Genomic DNA, 13901 nt, shown 5'->3' on the forward strand with positions numbered 1-13901 from the left:
GAGGTGCCGGGTGGCGACGCTCACGTGCGCAGGGATTGGCGAATAGTGGCGCGGATGGATGCCAGTGGCAAAGATGGGTTAGCGCAAGGTACTCGGTGTCACGCCAAACTCGCGTTTGATTAATTTACGCAAGGCTGTACTGTCCTGGTAACCGACCTGCGCCGCGACTGTGTCGATCGAGAGCGCCGTCGTTTCCAGCAAATGGGTCGCTTGTGACAAACGCCGCCCTTGAATGAATTTGATTGGCGATACGCCGGTCGCGGCTTTGATACGTCGCGCCAGCGTCTTGGGCGAGAGCGCCAGTTCGGACGACAGCGCAGTCACCGTCATCGGCTGCGCCAGATGCGCATCGATCCAGCGCTCCGCCGCAATCACCGTCTGGTCTTCATGCTCCAGATGGTCGCGCATCATGTAGCGCGCCTGCGAAGAGCGTTGATCGATCAGCAAATAGCGCGAACACAAATGCGCCACCGACTCCCCCGCCACGTCGGACACGATGGCCAGCATCAAGTCCAGCTGCGACAAGGCCGCGCCCGCAGTCAGGCACGGTCCATCGCGCACCAGGATGCGCGCTTCGTCGAGTATCACCGCGGGATAACGCGCGCGAAATGCCTGGGCGAGCCACCATGCCGTGGTCGCCTTGCGGCCGTTGAGCAAACCGGCTTGCGCCAGCAGAAACGCTGAACTGCATGAAGCCGCAATCTTAGCGGTGCCCGCTCCCGCCGCAGCCAGCCAGTGCATCGCCTGCATGGTGTCGCTGCGCGCAAAACAGGCGCTGAGCTCCTGATCCGAACGGTAACCAAGGCCTGGAACAATGATCCAGTCCGATACCTCCTGTTTGACGGTCTTGATCCTGAGGTCAGCTTTCAGCCGCAATCCGGCGCCGGTAGTCGTGTACGTTTTGGCGGCGATGGTCCTGACCTGCAATTGCGGCGCACCGCCGCGCGCCGCAAGAATGGCCTGAGCTGCATGCAAGGTATCGAGCGTAATCGACAAGCTGCTGTCAAACACGCCATCCAACACCAGAACTGTGATGATTTTCATTTGTCCATTTTGACATAAAAAATGTCAAATATCGGCCTTCACGGACGAGCTGCAAAGCGCCAGACTGGCGCTGCCTGCTTTGGAATGGAATCCCGACATGCAGCAATCGTGACGAACATTGCCTTGTCTGGCATTGCAGTGAGTAAGGAAGGGGCGACAGCGGAAGGTAATCAGGTCGACGTGCCAGATGCCAGCAGTGGCGGCTTGAAGCGTACTTGTGCCTTGCGCCAGGCAAGACAAGGAAACGCGTCAGACCAGGCTTGTATGAGTCTGCACCGCCTCTTCCGTCAATTGATGTTCACACCGGAAAAACCATGCTGATTCAACACCTGAAACTGTACCATTACCCGGCCAGCCGAAGCGCACGTACCAAATGGATGTTGCATGAGGTCGTTGGCGATGCCTTCGAAGTCGAGAACGTGGACCTGTACGCAGCCGTCCAGTATTCTGCCGAGTTCCTGCGCGTCAATCCCAACCATGCTGTGCCTGTACTTGAGATTACGTGGGACAACGGTACATTGCAGCGCATGCTCGAAAGCGCTGCCATGGTCGCTTTTCTTGCAGACGCATTCCCCGATGCCGGCTTGGCGCCTTCTCCCGATGCATCGCCGGAGCGAGCCGATTACTTGCATTTTCTTCACTTCGGATCAACCTGGATGGACATGATGCTGTGGCAAATTCGCGCCCACGAGCATGTCTTGCCGGAGGCGGAGCGGGACCCGCGAACGGTGGCGAGATACCGCAAGAAGTTCCGCGAGGAAATCGAACCCCAGCTTGCTGCGCGGCTGGAGCAGGCGCCGTTCGTCTGCGGGCAGACATTTACAGCAGCCGATTGCATCGTGGGACACGCTGTTTTCTGGGCGCGCGGTTATGGCTTGTGTCGCGGCGAGATCTTCCAGCGTTACCTGTCGCTCATCTCGCAGCGGCCGGCGTTTGGCGCTGCGTTCTCGGACGTGCGCGAGTTTGTGCTCGATGCCACCCAACAGCCTCTCTCGGCGCGCTTTACAGGATGACAGTCATCCGGCCTGCGTGCGAGACGGTATCATGGCTCGCCTGGAGGGTACGGTCCTTTTGAGTTTGAACGAGCATCCCGATATCCGGCGTATTTGTGCAGCTGTCGAGATGCACACGGAGCTAATTTCGTTTACGGTTGGCGGCGGGGCAAGGCTGTCGGTCGCAACGAGGTGATCATTTATAGCTGGGATAGAAGCCGTGTGTCAGCAGCGGTTGTAAACCGTGATCCAGTTGGCCTTTTCCAGTTACGCTACCGTCGGCAAAGGCCGAGACGCAGGCTTGCCCTGCGCCAACGACCGGGTCATCTCAATCCGGCCCTTGGCCTGGCGAACGCTATTCTCGGCCCAAGCGTTCGGGAGAATCTGCAAACCGTTTTGCGCCGGCCGCGAGATCGTCGAGCTGCTTGGAGGTAACGTAAAACGCGAGGTTCGCTGGCGCGGCCAAAGGGTCGTCGAAATACACATTATTCGGCGGATAAATCTCGTTGGCCAAGGCCTCGTGGATTCGATCCAAATGATCCTGCGCGAAGCGATCGATCTCGTCGTGGCTGACAATCGACGGCTGAGGCCTTCCGTGTGGCCCGGCGTCAAAATTGCGGAAAGGGGAGGGCGGGCGCATCCCAAGCCCTTTGCGCTTCAAGCAATGGTAGTGCATTACCCCCTGCCGCTGATATCGGCTGGCTGACTAGCGGCGACGGCGCCAGGCGGCTCCGCCCACAAGTGCCAGACCCGCCACCAGCATCGTCACGGACGCCGGCTCCGGCACTGGCGTGACGGTGAATGTGGTCAGGGCATGGGCCTTCACCAGCAGGAACGCGTTACCTGCTTGCGTTGTGTTCAGTTCCGCACGCAATGTGCCGCTCAAGTTGCCGTCACTGGTCTCGAGCGCGCTGAAGATAGGGATCGACGTTCCAAGCGGTTGCTGCGGGTAGAAGCCGCCGTCGAACCCGACCGAAGCCCATCCGGCGTTGCGCCCGCCCGCGTCAGCGGCGCTCAATACCGCGTCCGCCGTGAAGACCACCCGGGTTGCCGGCGTCACGTCGAAATAGAGCCTTTGCATTGCAAATCCCTGCATGAATTGATCCTGCAAAGGCGGATTGTTGAGTGACGCGGTGACGTGCCACTCGGTGGCGCCGACGGTGGCGGTGGAGTTTCCGAACGGCATGCTCAAGCTGGTCGCGCCAATGCTGTCCCGGCCGTCGTGCTCGACGCCGCCCGATTGCGTTTCGTAGTAGCTATGCGCTCCGTACTCAGGCGGGGACGTCAAGGTCAACGCCGGGGTGATGCCGTCGTTCAGGTCGAGGTCGATCAATTCATATTTGAAGCCACTCAGCGACGCCGACGCCGTTGCGGTGTCCGCTTGCGCGGTCCCGCTCGTTGCGCACGCGAGCAGGACGGCAGGTAGAAGCCTGGTAATACGAAACGCCATAATTCCTCCACAGGGATAGATCAAAGCGGCAATCTTAACATGCAGACATGAAAAAAATGCAATACGGGCGCCTCTTGACGGGCGCTCGTCGGGTTTCATCGGCGCAGGTGTCGGGCCGTCCGCACTCAAGCAACTTGCATGCGCGGTGAGCGGCAGGCCGAAGCCCGCCTCCGGCGGTCTTGCGCTCAGCCTCCGGCCAACGGCAGCACCACGTGAAACGTGGTGCCTTTGCCCACCATGCTGTCAAAGCCAATGCGCTCGGATGCGCTTCGACCAGCCGCTTGCAGATCGACAGCCCTAAGACCGCGCGTTATCGCACGCCGCCGGCTTCATAGCGTCGGGGGAACGACTGGAAACGTATCTGACGTGATCGAGGCGCATGCGCTGGCGCACGGCGCCGAGAAAGCTGTTCTGGGCGACGCTGGCTATCGAGGTGTGGCCAAGCGCCCCTCCCATGTCGGCTTAACCGGTAGTGCCCTGTTCAGCGAATACGCCGGCCCAGTAGCCTTTGCCTTCCTTCGCGTCCAGCTGCCATATCGGGGCTTCCTCAATAAACATATTGAGCCTGCCTGACAGTTTCTTGCTTTATGAACTCATGCCGAACCGTAGAGGCTGACTCGGCATATGAAATCAACGAAGCAATAGTCGCGGCAATTTGGCAGGCATCGGAAATCTCTGAGCTTGAAGTTCCTTGAAAATGCTTATTGGCCAAGATGAGTTGGGCCGTGCGCTCGACGTTCGAAACTATCGGTTCAGACAGCGGTTTGGCGTTTCTGAGCCGAGTACAGAGCTCGATATACTCCCCTGCAACTGGCGGACGGCGAACGTCCTAGATGCAAAAGTCAGCGACCGAGTTGATTTCTGTGACAGTGAACCGGCTCAGAAACGGCGACCAGATATCAACCCCAAATCCATGACATTATCCTGAAAGTTGAAAATGAAGACAGCGGCTCCACGATGAAGAAAAATGCAGCGGTCATGCCGGACGCGGGAACCGTATCGGCGATGGAAATGGCATGGATAGGGAAGATGGCGATGCGCCCGGGCATAGGCCTGTTTCGCGGCGAGGCCGGCGACAATCACCGGCACAAGCATTGGGCCCACCAGTTAAGCATTGGCATCGGCGCACCGGTGCAGCTGGCAGCGGACTGCGGCACGATGCAGGCCCATGCCCTGTTTATCCCCGCAAATACTGCGCACCAGCTCATGCCAGGCCATATGATGTCGCTGTACATAGACTCCACGACGGATGAGGCACGCGCCATCGTGTCGATGATGCCAGCATCGGACCGGATTATCGAAGCTCCGGCAGGACTGGCAGCGATCGTCTTGGCGTCGTTCGGGGACGACATGCCGCACGAGCGCAGCTTTGATACCTTGCGCGCACGCTTGCAGCTCGGTGCACTGCCGGCCCGCAATGCCAGGCTCGACGCGGTGCTGCAGATCCTGCATTCGTCCCTCGACCACGAGAACTCCCCAGACCGTGCCGCCATGGCTGCCGCCTTGGGCATGTCCGGCAGCCGGTTTTCGCACTGGTTCCGCGAAGCGACCGGCATGCCGGTGCGCAGCTACAAGAAGTGGTTGCGGCTGGTACGCGGGATCGAACAGGTGCTTGCGGGCGAGCGGCTGACGGATGCGGCGCATGGTGCGGGGTTCTCCGACCAGGCCCATTTCACGCGGACGTTCGTGGAGATGTTTGGCCTGAGCCCTTCAAGCGCATTGGCGCAGCTGGGCAAGATGCCACGGCACAGATAGCTCTTTCATTCAATTCCGGCGCAGAGAACTGCGGCAGCATGGATGCCTTGTTCACTGCCTGGAGTTCATCTTGAAACCTGTCATCAAATACATTGTGCGCTGGGGCGCCTATCCGATCATTTTTGGCGGCTGTGCCCTTGCCCTGCTTGCCGCGACGTCGAACCATCTTCCGTACTGGCCATTGGTTCCACTCATTTCCGGCTTGGGAATGGCGTGTGTCGCGCTGCTGGAGCACCTGCAGCCATATGAACCTGCCTGGTTGTCCGACCACGGTGACACGGGTGTCGATATCCTGCATGCCCTGGTCAGCCTGACGCTGATTTTCCTGACGGCAGAAAGCGCCAGTTTCCTTGTTCAATTCTTGCCGGTTGCCAGCCTTTGGCCGACCCGTTGGCCGACCTGGGCGCAGGTGCTGCTGGCCGGCGCGATCATCGATTTCGGCCTGTGGAGCATGCATCGGGCCAGCCACAGCAATGTAAGGCTATGGAAGCTGCACGCCATACACCACAGCGCCGAACGGTTGTACTGGCTCAATGGCGAGCGCAGGCATCCGCTCAGTGCCCTTGTGCTCGGTGCGCCAGGAATAACCGTCGCCGTTTTCGCGGGCGCGCCGCCCGAGATCATCGGATGCTGGCTGGCGATCGTTGCGGTGCATCTGGCGTTTCAGCATGCCAACGTGGACTACAGCGTCGGGATACTCAGGCAGGTATTGTGCGTGGCCGAAATTCATCGCTGGCACCATAAACGGGACTACGAAGATGCGCAGGTCAATTTCGGCGAATTCTGGCTGATCTGGGATCATCTGTTCGGGACGTTCCATCATGAGCGGCAGGGCGTGCGCGCAGGCGAGGTCGGACTGCGCGACGAGACAGCGCCGATGTCGTACTTAGGACAGCTGGCCTGGCCGTGGCGGACGTGACGGTTTGGCAGCAAAAGTTCAGGCTTGCCCGGCCACCATGTGGGCCGCGATCAAGTCGGCCAGCGCGGTGCCAACCGATTTGAATGCTTTCTGCTCCTTCCAGGCAGAAACGTGGTCGCACGCAGGTCGATGTCTGTCCAATACCACCAAATGTACCCTCATCCTGGCCGGATTGAGATGGACGCGTGATGGACAAGATGGATGATTGTCCCCAACGGAAGGTGGCTGTTCTAGAGGGGAGGCAGGTGTGAAAACGCCGTCACGTGGACGGCGTTGGATGATGCTGGATTTGAAACAAAAAATGCGGTGGTGGAGGCGGCGGGAATCGAACCCGCGACACTTCAAGCAGCTGTAGGGCTAGTGCTAGATGGGTGTCATATTACTGTCATTGTGACTAACCATCTTCTCCCTGGCACGTTGGGTGTATCATTGTCCTCTCGACCATGGATTTGCATATGAGAAACATCGCAGAGAACCCAATAATTATTGTCCTGCCAGTAGTGCTGACGAGGGATACCGTCCAGGGTTTAGTCATGCATCTTTTCCGTCAACTGAAGAGTCGCCCGGGCTGCGTCTGCTTGGACTTCATGCAGTTGAAGAAAATTCAGGTTGGTGGCGTCACAGTTCTGTGTAATTTGATATCGCTGTGTCGTCAAATGGGGATTCGCGTTGAACATAACGCTGCTGATTTCTGCGACGCGTTTGAATTTGTCAAAAGGTCTGGCCTCCTAGCCTTCAGCGAAGCTGGCCGACAGGCCCCTCCGACGTGCCCTCAGTTTTTGCCCATCAAGACGGTGCGCTACGAACGTAGTCATGCCTATGTTCACTTCGAGTTGGTTCCTTGGCTAGCGAGTAATCTTGGACTTGAGACGGGTGAGCTCGGAACGTTGAGAGTATGTTTTGAGGAAATTTTTAACAATATCAGGGATCACTCATCAATAGAGGTAGGCTGCAGTGCCGCGCACTACGATGAGAAAAGCGGTGACATCACCATATGCGTCGCGGATTTCGGGGTCGGGATACCTGGGCGCGTCAGGCTTCATCGGCCTGAGCTTACGACAGATCAAGCAGCAATCGCAATGGCTTGCGTTGAGGGGTTTACAACGCAAACGACTCCGAAGAACATGGGGGCAGGGCTTCATGTGCTGATACGCAACGTAGTCGAAAAAAACCGTGGGACAGTCGATATAATTTCGGGCCAGGGCGGGTACACTTGCTCTGCTGCAACAAAAAAAGGGTCGTCAAAACGTGTAGGTAGAAGCGCGCGCGCTACCTATCCGGGTACAATGATCAAAATCGTATTGCAAAAAAATAAATTTGTGCCGGATGATATTGATGAGGAGGATTTCACATGGGAATGATCAGAGTGCTTGACTTCGTCGACCGTTGCTACAACGGCGAGGACGGTCAAGTCATCCATGACATCATCGTGTCACGCTTACCAACTGAAGTGGAATTATTTGTATCCTTAGAGGGTGTCGATTCTGTACCGTCATCTTTTGTCAACGTAGCATTTATTAGTCTCCTTGACTTCTTAAGTTTCAATGAGATCAAGAGACGGCTTCGCTTCGTGAATACAAATTCTCAGATCAACGAGATGATCAAATCGCGCTTTGCGTTTGAGGCAAAGCGCCGCGCCGCGCACTAGGTTGCATGGGCAGCTAGGGTCTGATGTTCAATTAGAGAAACTTTGGATTGCTAGTGTTGCGCAATTTTTGGCGTTCCAAATACCGTTTCGGCGCGTGAGCCGGCAAGCTTATCGGCGTCCGGCATCCATTTTCCATACACACGCGCAATCATCGTCCAGTCGGCATGGCCCATCTGCCTTGCAACCCACATCGGATGTTCGCCGGCCGAAAGCATCATGCTGGCGTATGTGTGACGGGTTTGGTACGGGTAGCGATACCGCACGCCGCCTCTCTTCAACGCCCAGGTCCACAGGGTCTTCCGGATCGGCTGATCTCCCGCCCATCGCGCCATCGTCTGCGGGTTCTGAAACACCTCGTTGCCGGTAAGCCAAGTGTGTTGACGTTGTGCCTGCAGTGCTTCAAGCGCGCCGGCTAACAGCTTAACTTCCCGGTTGCCGGCATCGGTCTTCGTTCCCTCCGCTTCCTTGGACTGTTGTGTCATGGCGCGCGAGACGACTACAACGCCACGTACAAAGTCGATATCGTTCCATTCGAGTGCGACGAGCTCGGACGTGCGCATGCCAGTCCAAAAGGCGAACTGGATCAGGTTGCGTCCCTGGCCCGTGAGGTTCTGCAGTATCACAGCTTGTTCTTCCTTCGTGAATGGATCGATTGCATCTCGCTCTTTCGGCATCTCCTTCTTTGAATAACACCAGCCTGCAAAAGGATTGCTTTCGATCAGCTCGTCCTCGACTGCATCTTCCATTGCCTTGCGGAGAATGCTCTGAATATTGGCCAGCGTTTTGTTGCTCGCCCCGACGTCCTTCAGCTTCTCTTTGACGTCCTTCTTCCCGATTGCCGACACGGTCAACTTGCCGAACCACGGCACGAGCTGCCCGTCGACGATTTTGCGATACCCGTTATGCGTGCTGGACTTCAGGTGCGCCTTCTGGCCGGTCAGCCACTTCTCCAAGTAGACTTCGAGCAGTTGCACATCCCCCTTGTGCGTGGCGAACTTCAGCGCATTTGAGGAGTTGGGAAAGGTGAGGGAATAGTCAAAGCTGTTTGTCGCGATCGCATGCAAGATTGCGGCGCGATGGTTCTCCGCGCGCTTTAGATTAGCGGCTGTGGGCTTGAGCGCAATGCGCTCACGGCACCTGGTGCCTTTATACATGAAACTGATTTCGATGCTGCTTTCCGATGCAGCTTTAACACCCCGGCCGTCTCGACCCATTGTTCATACCCCGGTACATTTATTAAAATTCGGCCGTCAGGAGCCTTTAGCCAAACCTGATCCTGCGACCATATGCCATCCCTAATTTTGGTGCGAATCGCATCCTCTGTATATCCGGATTCTGCAGCAAATTTAGGAATGGTGAGATAGCGTAGCATTTTTGTTTCTTTACGTAGGACTGGTATTAATCGCGGGTTGTGGATTTAGATGCCTGCGCGCGGCTGGCATAAGTCATAGCGGCGTCAATTGCGGCGCGATCGTCAAGTCCGGCAATGAGGGCCGCTGCTAACGCAGCAGCACGCAAGTCAGCAACATCAGAGACCGCCCCTGTCAGTAGGGGTAAGGTCCAGTCGAGGCGCGCGGTATCTGTCGGAACAGGGTTTTTCGCAAGAGACTTGCGAGAATGATCCGGCTCTGCTGGTTGGCACGTGCAGCGCTTCCCGAAACAGAAGCCGCTGCCGCCACAATTCTCACATGGTTGCTTTTTCATGCTGTATCTCCCAAATGTGTTTGTAGGAAGCTGCCGAGCAGTTCGTGGAGACCATCGACGTATCCTTCGCCGCCGTGGTGCCAGCCCTGCGCGATCAATGCTTGAGCGAACGTCTCGGCGTCGTTTCGGTCGTAGCGAACGGGAGGATAGTTTGGGTCGCGTACCTGGTTGTTGCGTACATCAGTGATCAGTGCCCAAGGCCCATACTTCTGATCAATTTCCATGCCTCCCATAGGATTCGCCGTGTATCGCGTCAGCTTTTCAACATCGATAAAGGCGTACCGCGCGATCGCTGCTCGTAGCTCCTCGATGGTGCGCAGAGCGACGGGATAAGGATGTTCCGCAGGGTAGGCGATCGCAGCCCAAGGCATGTGTTCCGGCGCGCTTGAGGGCGCCGTGTCAGGGGCAGCTTCAGGCATCACCTTGCCGGCGTAATAGCTGGCGGTGATATTCCCCACCAGCCGCAGAACCTCGTTGCGGTATGCCCCCAAGCTTTGATAGCTAGCGGCGGTTGCATCGCTCACCACCATGTTGCGAAGGCGTCTGGTCGCGATAAGCATAGCGTCCGTGCGTCCCATTACACTATCTCCTCTGTTACGAGCGGTTCTGATACTTCGGCTGCCGGCGTGACTTCAATCTCAGCAGGCAGCGTGTCGTCGTGACTATCAATCGCTATTTCGGGCGACCTCGGGAATGGCCATGCTTCCACTGGCGCCATCACGGCAGTCTTGGCCTTGCCCTTGGTTGAGTTGATAGTCTTCACGACCTTCTGCGACTGTTCGTTGCGTTGACCGACAGGCACTGTCTCGGCGGCAGCGACGGCCGCTGCAGGCGTATGTTCGCCGTCTGTGCCAGCTATGATGAATCCGCCGGCGGCGTAGACAAATCCAGCCGATTTGGCTGCGCGTTCCAGGGCATCTATCAGGTCAAAGCGCGAAGCGTCGGCAATCACCGCTTTTGCCAGTTCATTGATTCGTTCTGGACTGATGCGAATGAACTTGACCAGGTCGTCGTACTGCATGCCGGACGTGACGATGGGCGATGGGTAAAGCTGCTCCCGAACGGTCGCCGGATCGATGCCTTCAATTCGCGCCATCCGACTTAGCGTTTCAAAACGATCGTCCGATTGGATTTGACCGTTGTCTAAGTCCCAGCTGTCCACCTGCAGACATTCTCCAAGAACCAGGTCGACCAGGATGAGCTGGACTTCCTGGAGCGAAGCATTGTCGATGTAAGCGCACACGTCATCATCGCTGTGATTGGCTTCGCCGTACACGTCGAGGATGTCGCTCGGTAAGGAGTAGTCATTGTTGTCGAGCAGAATCAATTTGACGAACTCGCGCAGGGAATCTAGCGAAAGACCGTTGGCTGCGCGATCGCGAAATCTTTTGTAGAGGGAAAGTCGAAAGGCGTTTTCTTCTTTCAAAAGCTTGAGTCGTGCCTCCTTCAGCTCCGTCTCGGCAATGTCCTTGGCGATCTGTGCTTCGGTCTTCGGCGCATTGACGATGAGGGACATGCGTTCAGAATGTTGTTCGACCGTTTCGCAAGCACCGACCTTCTCCAGCGCTTGTTGGATCGCTTGGCGATCATAGAAGGCGATTACGGTTCCGTCATCGTTCTTGAAATAATTCGCAACTGGCGGCAGAGTGCGCTCGTCAAGGAAGTCGATCACAGATCCGTTATTTTTTGTGCTCGGCGCATTGCGCTCGAACGACCAAATTGCCTGATCGCCTCTCACTAGTTCACTGTCGCGTTGCCAGGTGTTTTGGAGCGCTATTTTCCCCTCTGCGCCCTCTAGAACTGGAACTCCCTTTTTGTTTGCTGTCACGACGACTTTGGCAAAGTGTGCAGCTTTCTTCTCGCCAAAGCAGTCAGGATCAGTGCATACGTCTGCACTTTTTATGTCTGAAAAAACCTCAGGCTGATTGCCGGTCCGTTTCGGGCACTTGGTGCAGGCGCCGGCTGCGGCCAGGAGTTTTCCGTCACTTACTGGGAAAACGGCGGTGGTCAGGTCGAGCATGTAGCGACTTTGAATGTGCTCGACTGCCCTACGGTACGACAGGGGCTCTCCCGCTGGGTATGCGTTTTTAGGATTGATGACCTCGTCCAGGGCTTTTGCTTGGAGGGCGGGCACTGGTATGCGCGCAATCAGCAAAGCCGTTGATGCAGAAATTTTATTGTCGAGGAAAAGCTCGCGCACGTCGTTGGTGAGGGCGCAAAGCTTCAGGCGACCGTAGACGTAGGAGCGGCTCTTCTTGATCTCGTCGGCAACTTGGTCGGCGTTGTAGCCGAACTGGAGCATGAGTTGCTCGTACCCTATGGCTTCCTCAAGTGGATGCGGGTCTTCACGCTGCAAATTCTCCAAGATGCGGATCATTGCCGCTTCGCGGTCCGACATTTCACGAACCATCGCGGGTATGACCTCGATCCCCGCAATGATGGACGCGCGCCAACGGCGTTCGCCGGCAACGATTTCGTAGCGCTCAGGCGCGTCCGCGGTTGGCGCAACCGGACGGATCAGGATTGGCTGGGCCACGCCGATGCTCTTGATGCTATCGGCAAGTTCTTTAAGGGCTAACTGGTTGAAGCGCTTGCGGTTATCCGGTGATGGGCGAATCTCGTTTATTCGGTGGATGCCGAAAACTCCGTCATTTGCGGCGGTTGCGATCACTGCGGCTGGCTTTGTTGCGTTCTTTTTCATGATGATTCCAAGGTAGGAGAAGGCATTTCGTCACGCGCGGCTGGTAGTCACGGCGTGTTTGATGTGGGGAATGCCAGTTGGACGGACGTGCCTGCTGGCAGCGTGACGTCGACAAGCCAGGTGGTAGCTTTTCTGTTCAACTGTTGTTGCGGTCGACGTGGCTCGCTGACGTGATAGCCGCGTCGGCGCATCAGCGCAAAGACCATCAGCAGGTCGAGCTGGGCCCCGTCGGCCGAAACCAAATCAGGTGTGCAGACGTGTGCACGGCAAAAGTTTCGGAGAATTGCCGTGGCGTCTCTATTTCGGCAAGGTGTGAGCTGCATGGACATCACGAGCGCCTCGTACTGTTGCTTGCCTTGTTCGATACCTCATCAATCCTGACGGCAAGTGCGTGGTCAAACGCATCGAGAGCGCCGCTCAGCGCACCGATAAAGGTGAATGCTGTCAAGTAGGCATCCGGGCCGGCATGCGCGCTCGCGAGGGCGCGCTTGACGGCGCTTTCGATGGCGGCGGCGTAAATGGCGTTGGACATCTTAGGCCGCCTTAGGGACAACGGTGATGCTGTAGGGAACATCACCTTGAGTATCGGCGGCGTCCAAATATGCGGCGAAGCTTGTCATCGAAAGGGCGACGCATTGCGTGACTGCAAATATTGTTCTGATCGTAACTGTAAAGTTCATCATCATTGCTCCTTGTTGAGGTAGTGTTGATGATATTACTAAATGGTAATTTTTCTGTCAACACCAAATGGTAATATAATTCGCCACAGTTTCGCGGAGGCGAAAATAATCTTTACTTTGAGGTTCGCGGCGCGAGGTCTAGTTGGCTAAACGCGACGGTGTCCAATGTTCGGTTTCGCGGAGGCGAAAAAAAACCCCGCTATATGGCGGGGTTGCGTGCGGGGTAGGGACGGCGTTAAGGACGACGGTCTGCGACCGTGCTCAATATCTCTTTGTCCATCGCCTTGATTTCGGCCAGCTCGGCAAATAGGCGGGAAAATTGGTCGTTTACAGAGGCAGCCTGCAGCCTGGCGACAGCCTCCGCATTGATCGAGCGGCCATTGTATTTGGCGGCCTCCTCCAGCTCGTGATAGAGCGAGGTTGGTAACCGAAGCGTAGTTCGGGTGAGTGTTTCTGGTTGGGAGGCTTTGGTCATCGCACGATTTTTTCGTGCTTTTACAAGATTGTGTTGTTTTTGACGTCAAATATGACACCAAAATTTAACTAGGAAGTTTCTTCGCGGGTACGATAGTTGATCGCACTCCCTACAGTAGAGCCGCTGCTGTGGGAATTTGTGGTTATTTGTCCGCTGACCGCCATGTAAACGCTTATTTACTACGGGTATCAAATTAATTGCCGCAAGGATATGGTTTGCGTCGGACTTACATTAATGATTTAGGGAAATGAAGAACTTAGACAAAATTATCGAAGCCTACACTCGGATGGATGACCGTCGTCGCGACGAGGCCGTGGTGCGGATGACGCGGATCGCAGTCTCGCACCCGAGAGAAGCAAGCGAAGCGCCGCGTGGACGGCCAGTGTATTTAAGCCTTGTTGTGGATAACTCGGCTCTGATGAACCCGAGCATAGTCGAGCGCCGTGTTCATGATCTCAGACCGACCGTCGTCGTCTGCGGAAAAATATAAAGTAAGTAATCGGTAAGCGTCCGGGTTCATCCACTCCGGGCCG

General features: G+C 56.6%; 16 protein-coding genes and 1 pseudogene. 6 read left to right on the forward strand and 11 right to left on the reverse strand.

Annotation, left to right across the window (positions count from 1 at the left end; all coding sequences use genetic code 11):
• Positions 1–78 precede the first annotated feature (78 nt).
• A complete protein-coding gene (locus tag F2P44_RS31640) occupies positions 79–1044 on the reverse strand; it encodes a GlxA family transcriptional regulator (RefSeq protein WP_167093610.1) in 966 nt (321 codons plus the stop codon).
• 314 nt (positions 1045–1358) lie between these two features.
• Here F2P44_RS31640 and F2P44_RS31645 point away from each other — a divergent pair, with 314 nt between their 5' ends.
• A complete protein-coding gene (locus F2P44_RS31645) occupies positions 1359–2057 on the forward strand; it encodes a glutathione S-transferase family protein (protein ID WP_167093612.1) in 699 nt (232 codons plus the stop codon).
• A 334-nt stretch (positions 2058–2391) separates the two neighbouring features.
• Here the strand turns inward: F2P44_RS31645 and F2P44_RS31650 are convergent, their stop codons facing one another.
• Together F2P44_RS31650 and F2P44_RS35940 are read right to left on the reverse strand one after the other, a co-directional pair.
• Positions 2392–2676, reverse strand: coding sequence for a hypothetical protein (locus tag F2P44_RS31650; RefSeq protein ID WP_167093615.1), 285 nt, complete (start codon positions 2674–2676; stop codon positions 2392–2394).
• A gap of 66 nt (positions 2677–2742) precedes the next feature.
• Positions 2743–3486: a PEP-CTERM sorting domain-containing protein gene (locus F2P44_RS35940; RefSeq protein WP_229423871.1), complete on the reverse strand. Its 744-nt coding sequence runs from the start codon at positions 3484–3486 to the stop codon at positions 2743–2745.
• 327 nt (positions 3487–3813) lie between these two features.
• Here F2P44_RS35940 and F2P44_RS35945 point away from each other — a divergent pair.
• From F2P44_RS35945 to F2P44_RS31680, 5 genes and pseudogenes are all read left to right on the forward strand, one after another.
• A pseudogene (locus tag F2P44_RS35945) lies at positions 3814–3936 on the forward strand (IS5/IS1182 family transposase); the annotation flags it as partial.
• A gap of 507 nt (positions 3937–4443) precedes the next feature.
• Positions 4444–5241 carry an AraC family transcriptional regulator gene (locus tag F2P44_RS31665; RefSeq protein WP_167093619.1) on the forward strand — a complete coding sequence of 266 codons (798 nt, stop codon included), beginning with the start codon at positions 4444–4446 and terminating at the stop codon, positions 5239–5241.
• Positions 5242–5311: 70 nt separating this feature from the next.
• Entirely contained in the window at positions 5312–6160 is an 849-nt protein-coding gene (locus F2P44_RS31670) for a sterol desaturase family protein (RefSeq protein WP_167093621.1), read from the forward strand.
• Between the two features lie 455 nt (positions 6161–6615).
• Positions 6616–7521, forward strand: coding sequence for an STAS domain-containing protein (locus F2P44_RS31675; RefSeq protein ID WP_167093623.1), 906 nt, complete (start codon positions 6616–6618; stop codon positions 7519–7521).
• Positions 7512–7808: an STAS-like domain-containing protein gene (locus F2P44_RS31680; protein WP_167093625.1), complete on the forward strand. Its 297-nt coding sequence runs from the start codon at positions 7512–7514 to the stop codon at positions 7806–7808. The genes F2P44_RS31675 and F2P44_RS31680 overlap by 10 nt, the downstream gene beginning before the upstream one ends.
• A 50-nt stretch (positions 7809–7858) precedes the next feature.
• On the opposite strand, the gene F2P44_RS31685 is transcribed toward F2P44_RS31680, so the two are convergent.
• From F2P44_RS31685 to F2P44_RS31720, 8 genes are all read right to left on the reverse strand, one after another.
• The gene (locus F2P44_RS31685; RefSeq protein ID WP_229423872.1) at positions 7859–8962 is read right to left on the reverse strand and encodes a tyrosine-type recombinase/integrase; all 1104 of its coding nucleotides are present in this window, start codon (positions 8960–8962) and stop codon (positions 7859–7861) included.
• Between the two features lie 244 nt (positions 8963–9206).
• The gene (locus F2P44_RS31690) at positions 9207–9512 is read right to left on the reverse strand and encodes a hypothetical protein (RefSeq protein WP_167093629.1); all 306 of its coding nucleotides are present in this window, start codon (positions 9510–9512) and stop codon (positions 9207–9209) included.
• On the reverse strand, positions 9509–10090 hold the full coding sequence (locus F2P44_RS31695; RefSeq protein ID WP_167093631.1) for a hypothetical protein: 582 nt from the start codon (positions 10088–10090) through the stop codon (positions 9509–9511). Before F2P44_RS31695 ends, F2P44_RS31690 begins: the two co-directional genes overlap by 4 nt.
• Entirely contained in the window at positions 10090–12213 is a 2124-nt protein-coding gene (locus F2P44_RS31700) for a ParB/RepB/Spo0J family partition protein (protein WP_167093633.1), read from the reverse strand. The genes F2P44_RS31695 and F2P44_RS31700 overlap by 1 nt, the downstream gene beginning before the upstream one ends.
• Positions 12214–12260: 47 nt before the next feature.
• The gene (locus tag F2P44_RS31705) at positions 12261–12542 is read right to left on the reverse strand and encodes a hypothetical protein (RefSeq protein ID WP_167093635.1); all 282 of its coding nucleotides are present in this window, start codon (positions 12540–12542) and stop codon (positions 12261–12263) included.
• Positions 12542–12745, reverse strand: a complete 204-nt coding sequence (locus tag F2P44_RS31710) for a hypothetical protein (protein ID WP_167093637.1) — start codon at positions 12743–12745, stop codon at positions 12542–12544. The genes F2P44_RS31705 and F2P44_RS31710 overlap by 1 nt, the downstream gene beginning before the upstream one ends.
• 1 nt (position 12746) lies before the next feature.
• Positions 12747–12896 (reverse strand): hypothetical protein, encoded by a 150-nt coding sequence (locus F2P44_RS31715; RefSeq protein WP_167093639.1) that lies wholly within the window; start codon positions 12894–12896, stop codon positions 12747–12749.
• A gap of 232 nt (positions 12897–13128) precedes the next feature.
• Positions 13129–13368: an Arc family DNA-binding protein gene (locus F2P44_RS31720; RefSeq protein WP_167093641.1), complete on the reverse strand. Its 240-nt coding sequence runs from the start codon at positions 13366–13368 to the stop codon at positions 13129–13131.
• Between the last annotated feature and the right edge of the window lie 533 nt (positions 13369–13901).

This window comes from Massilia frigida (assembly GCF_011682175.1).
Taxonomy (GTDB): Bacteria; Pseudomonadota; Gammaproteobacteria; order Burkholderiales; family Burkholderiaceae_D; genus Telluria_A; species Telluria_A frigida.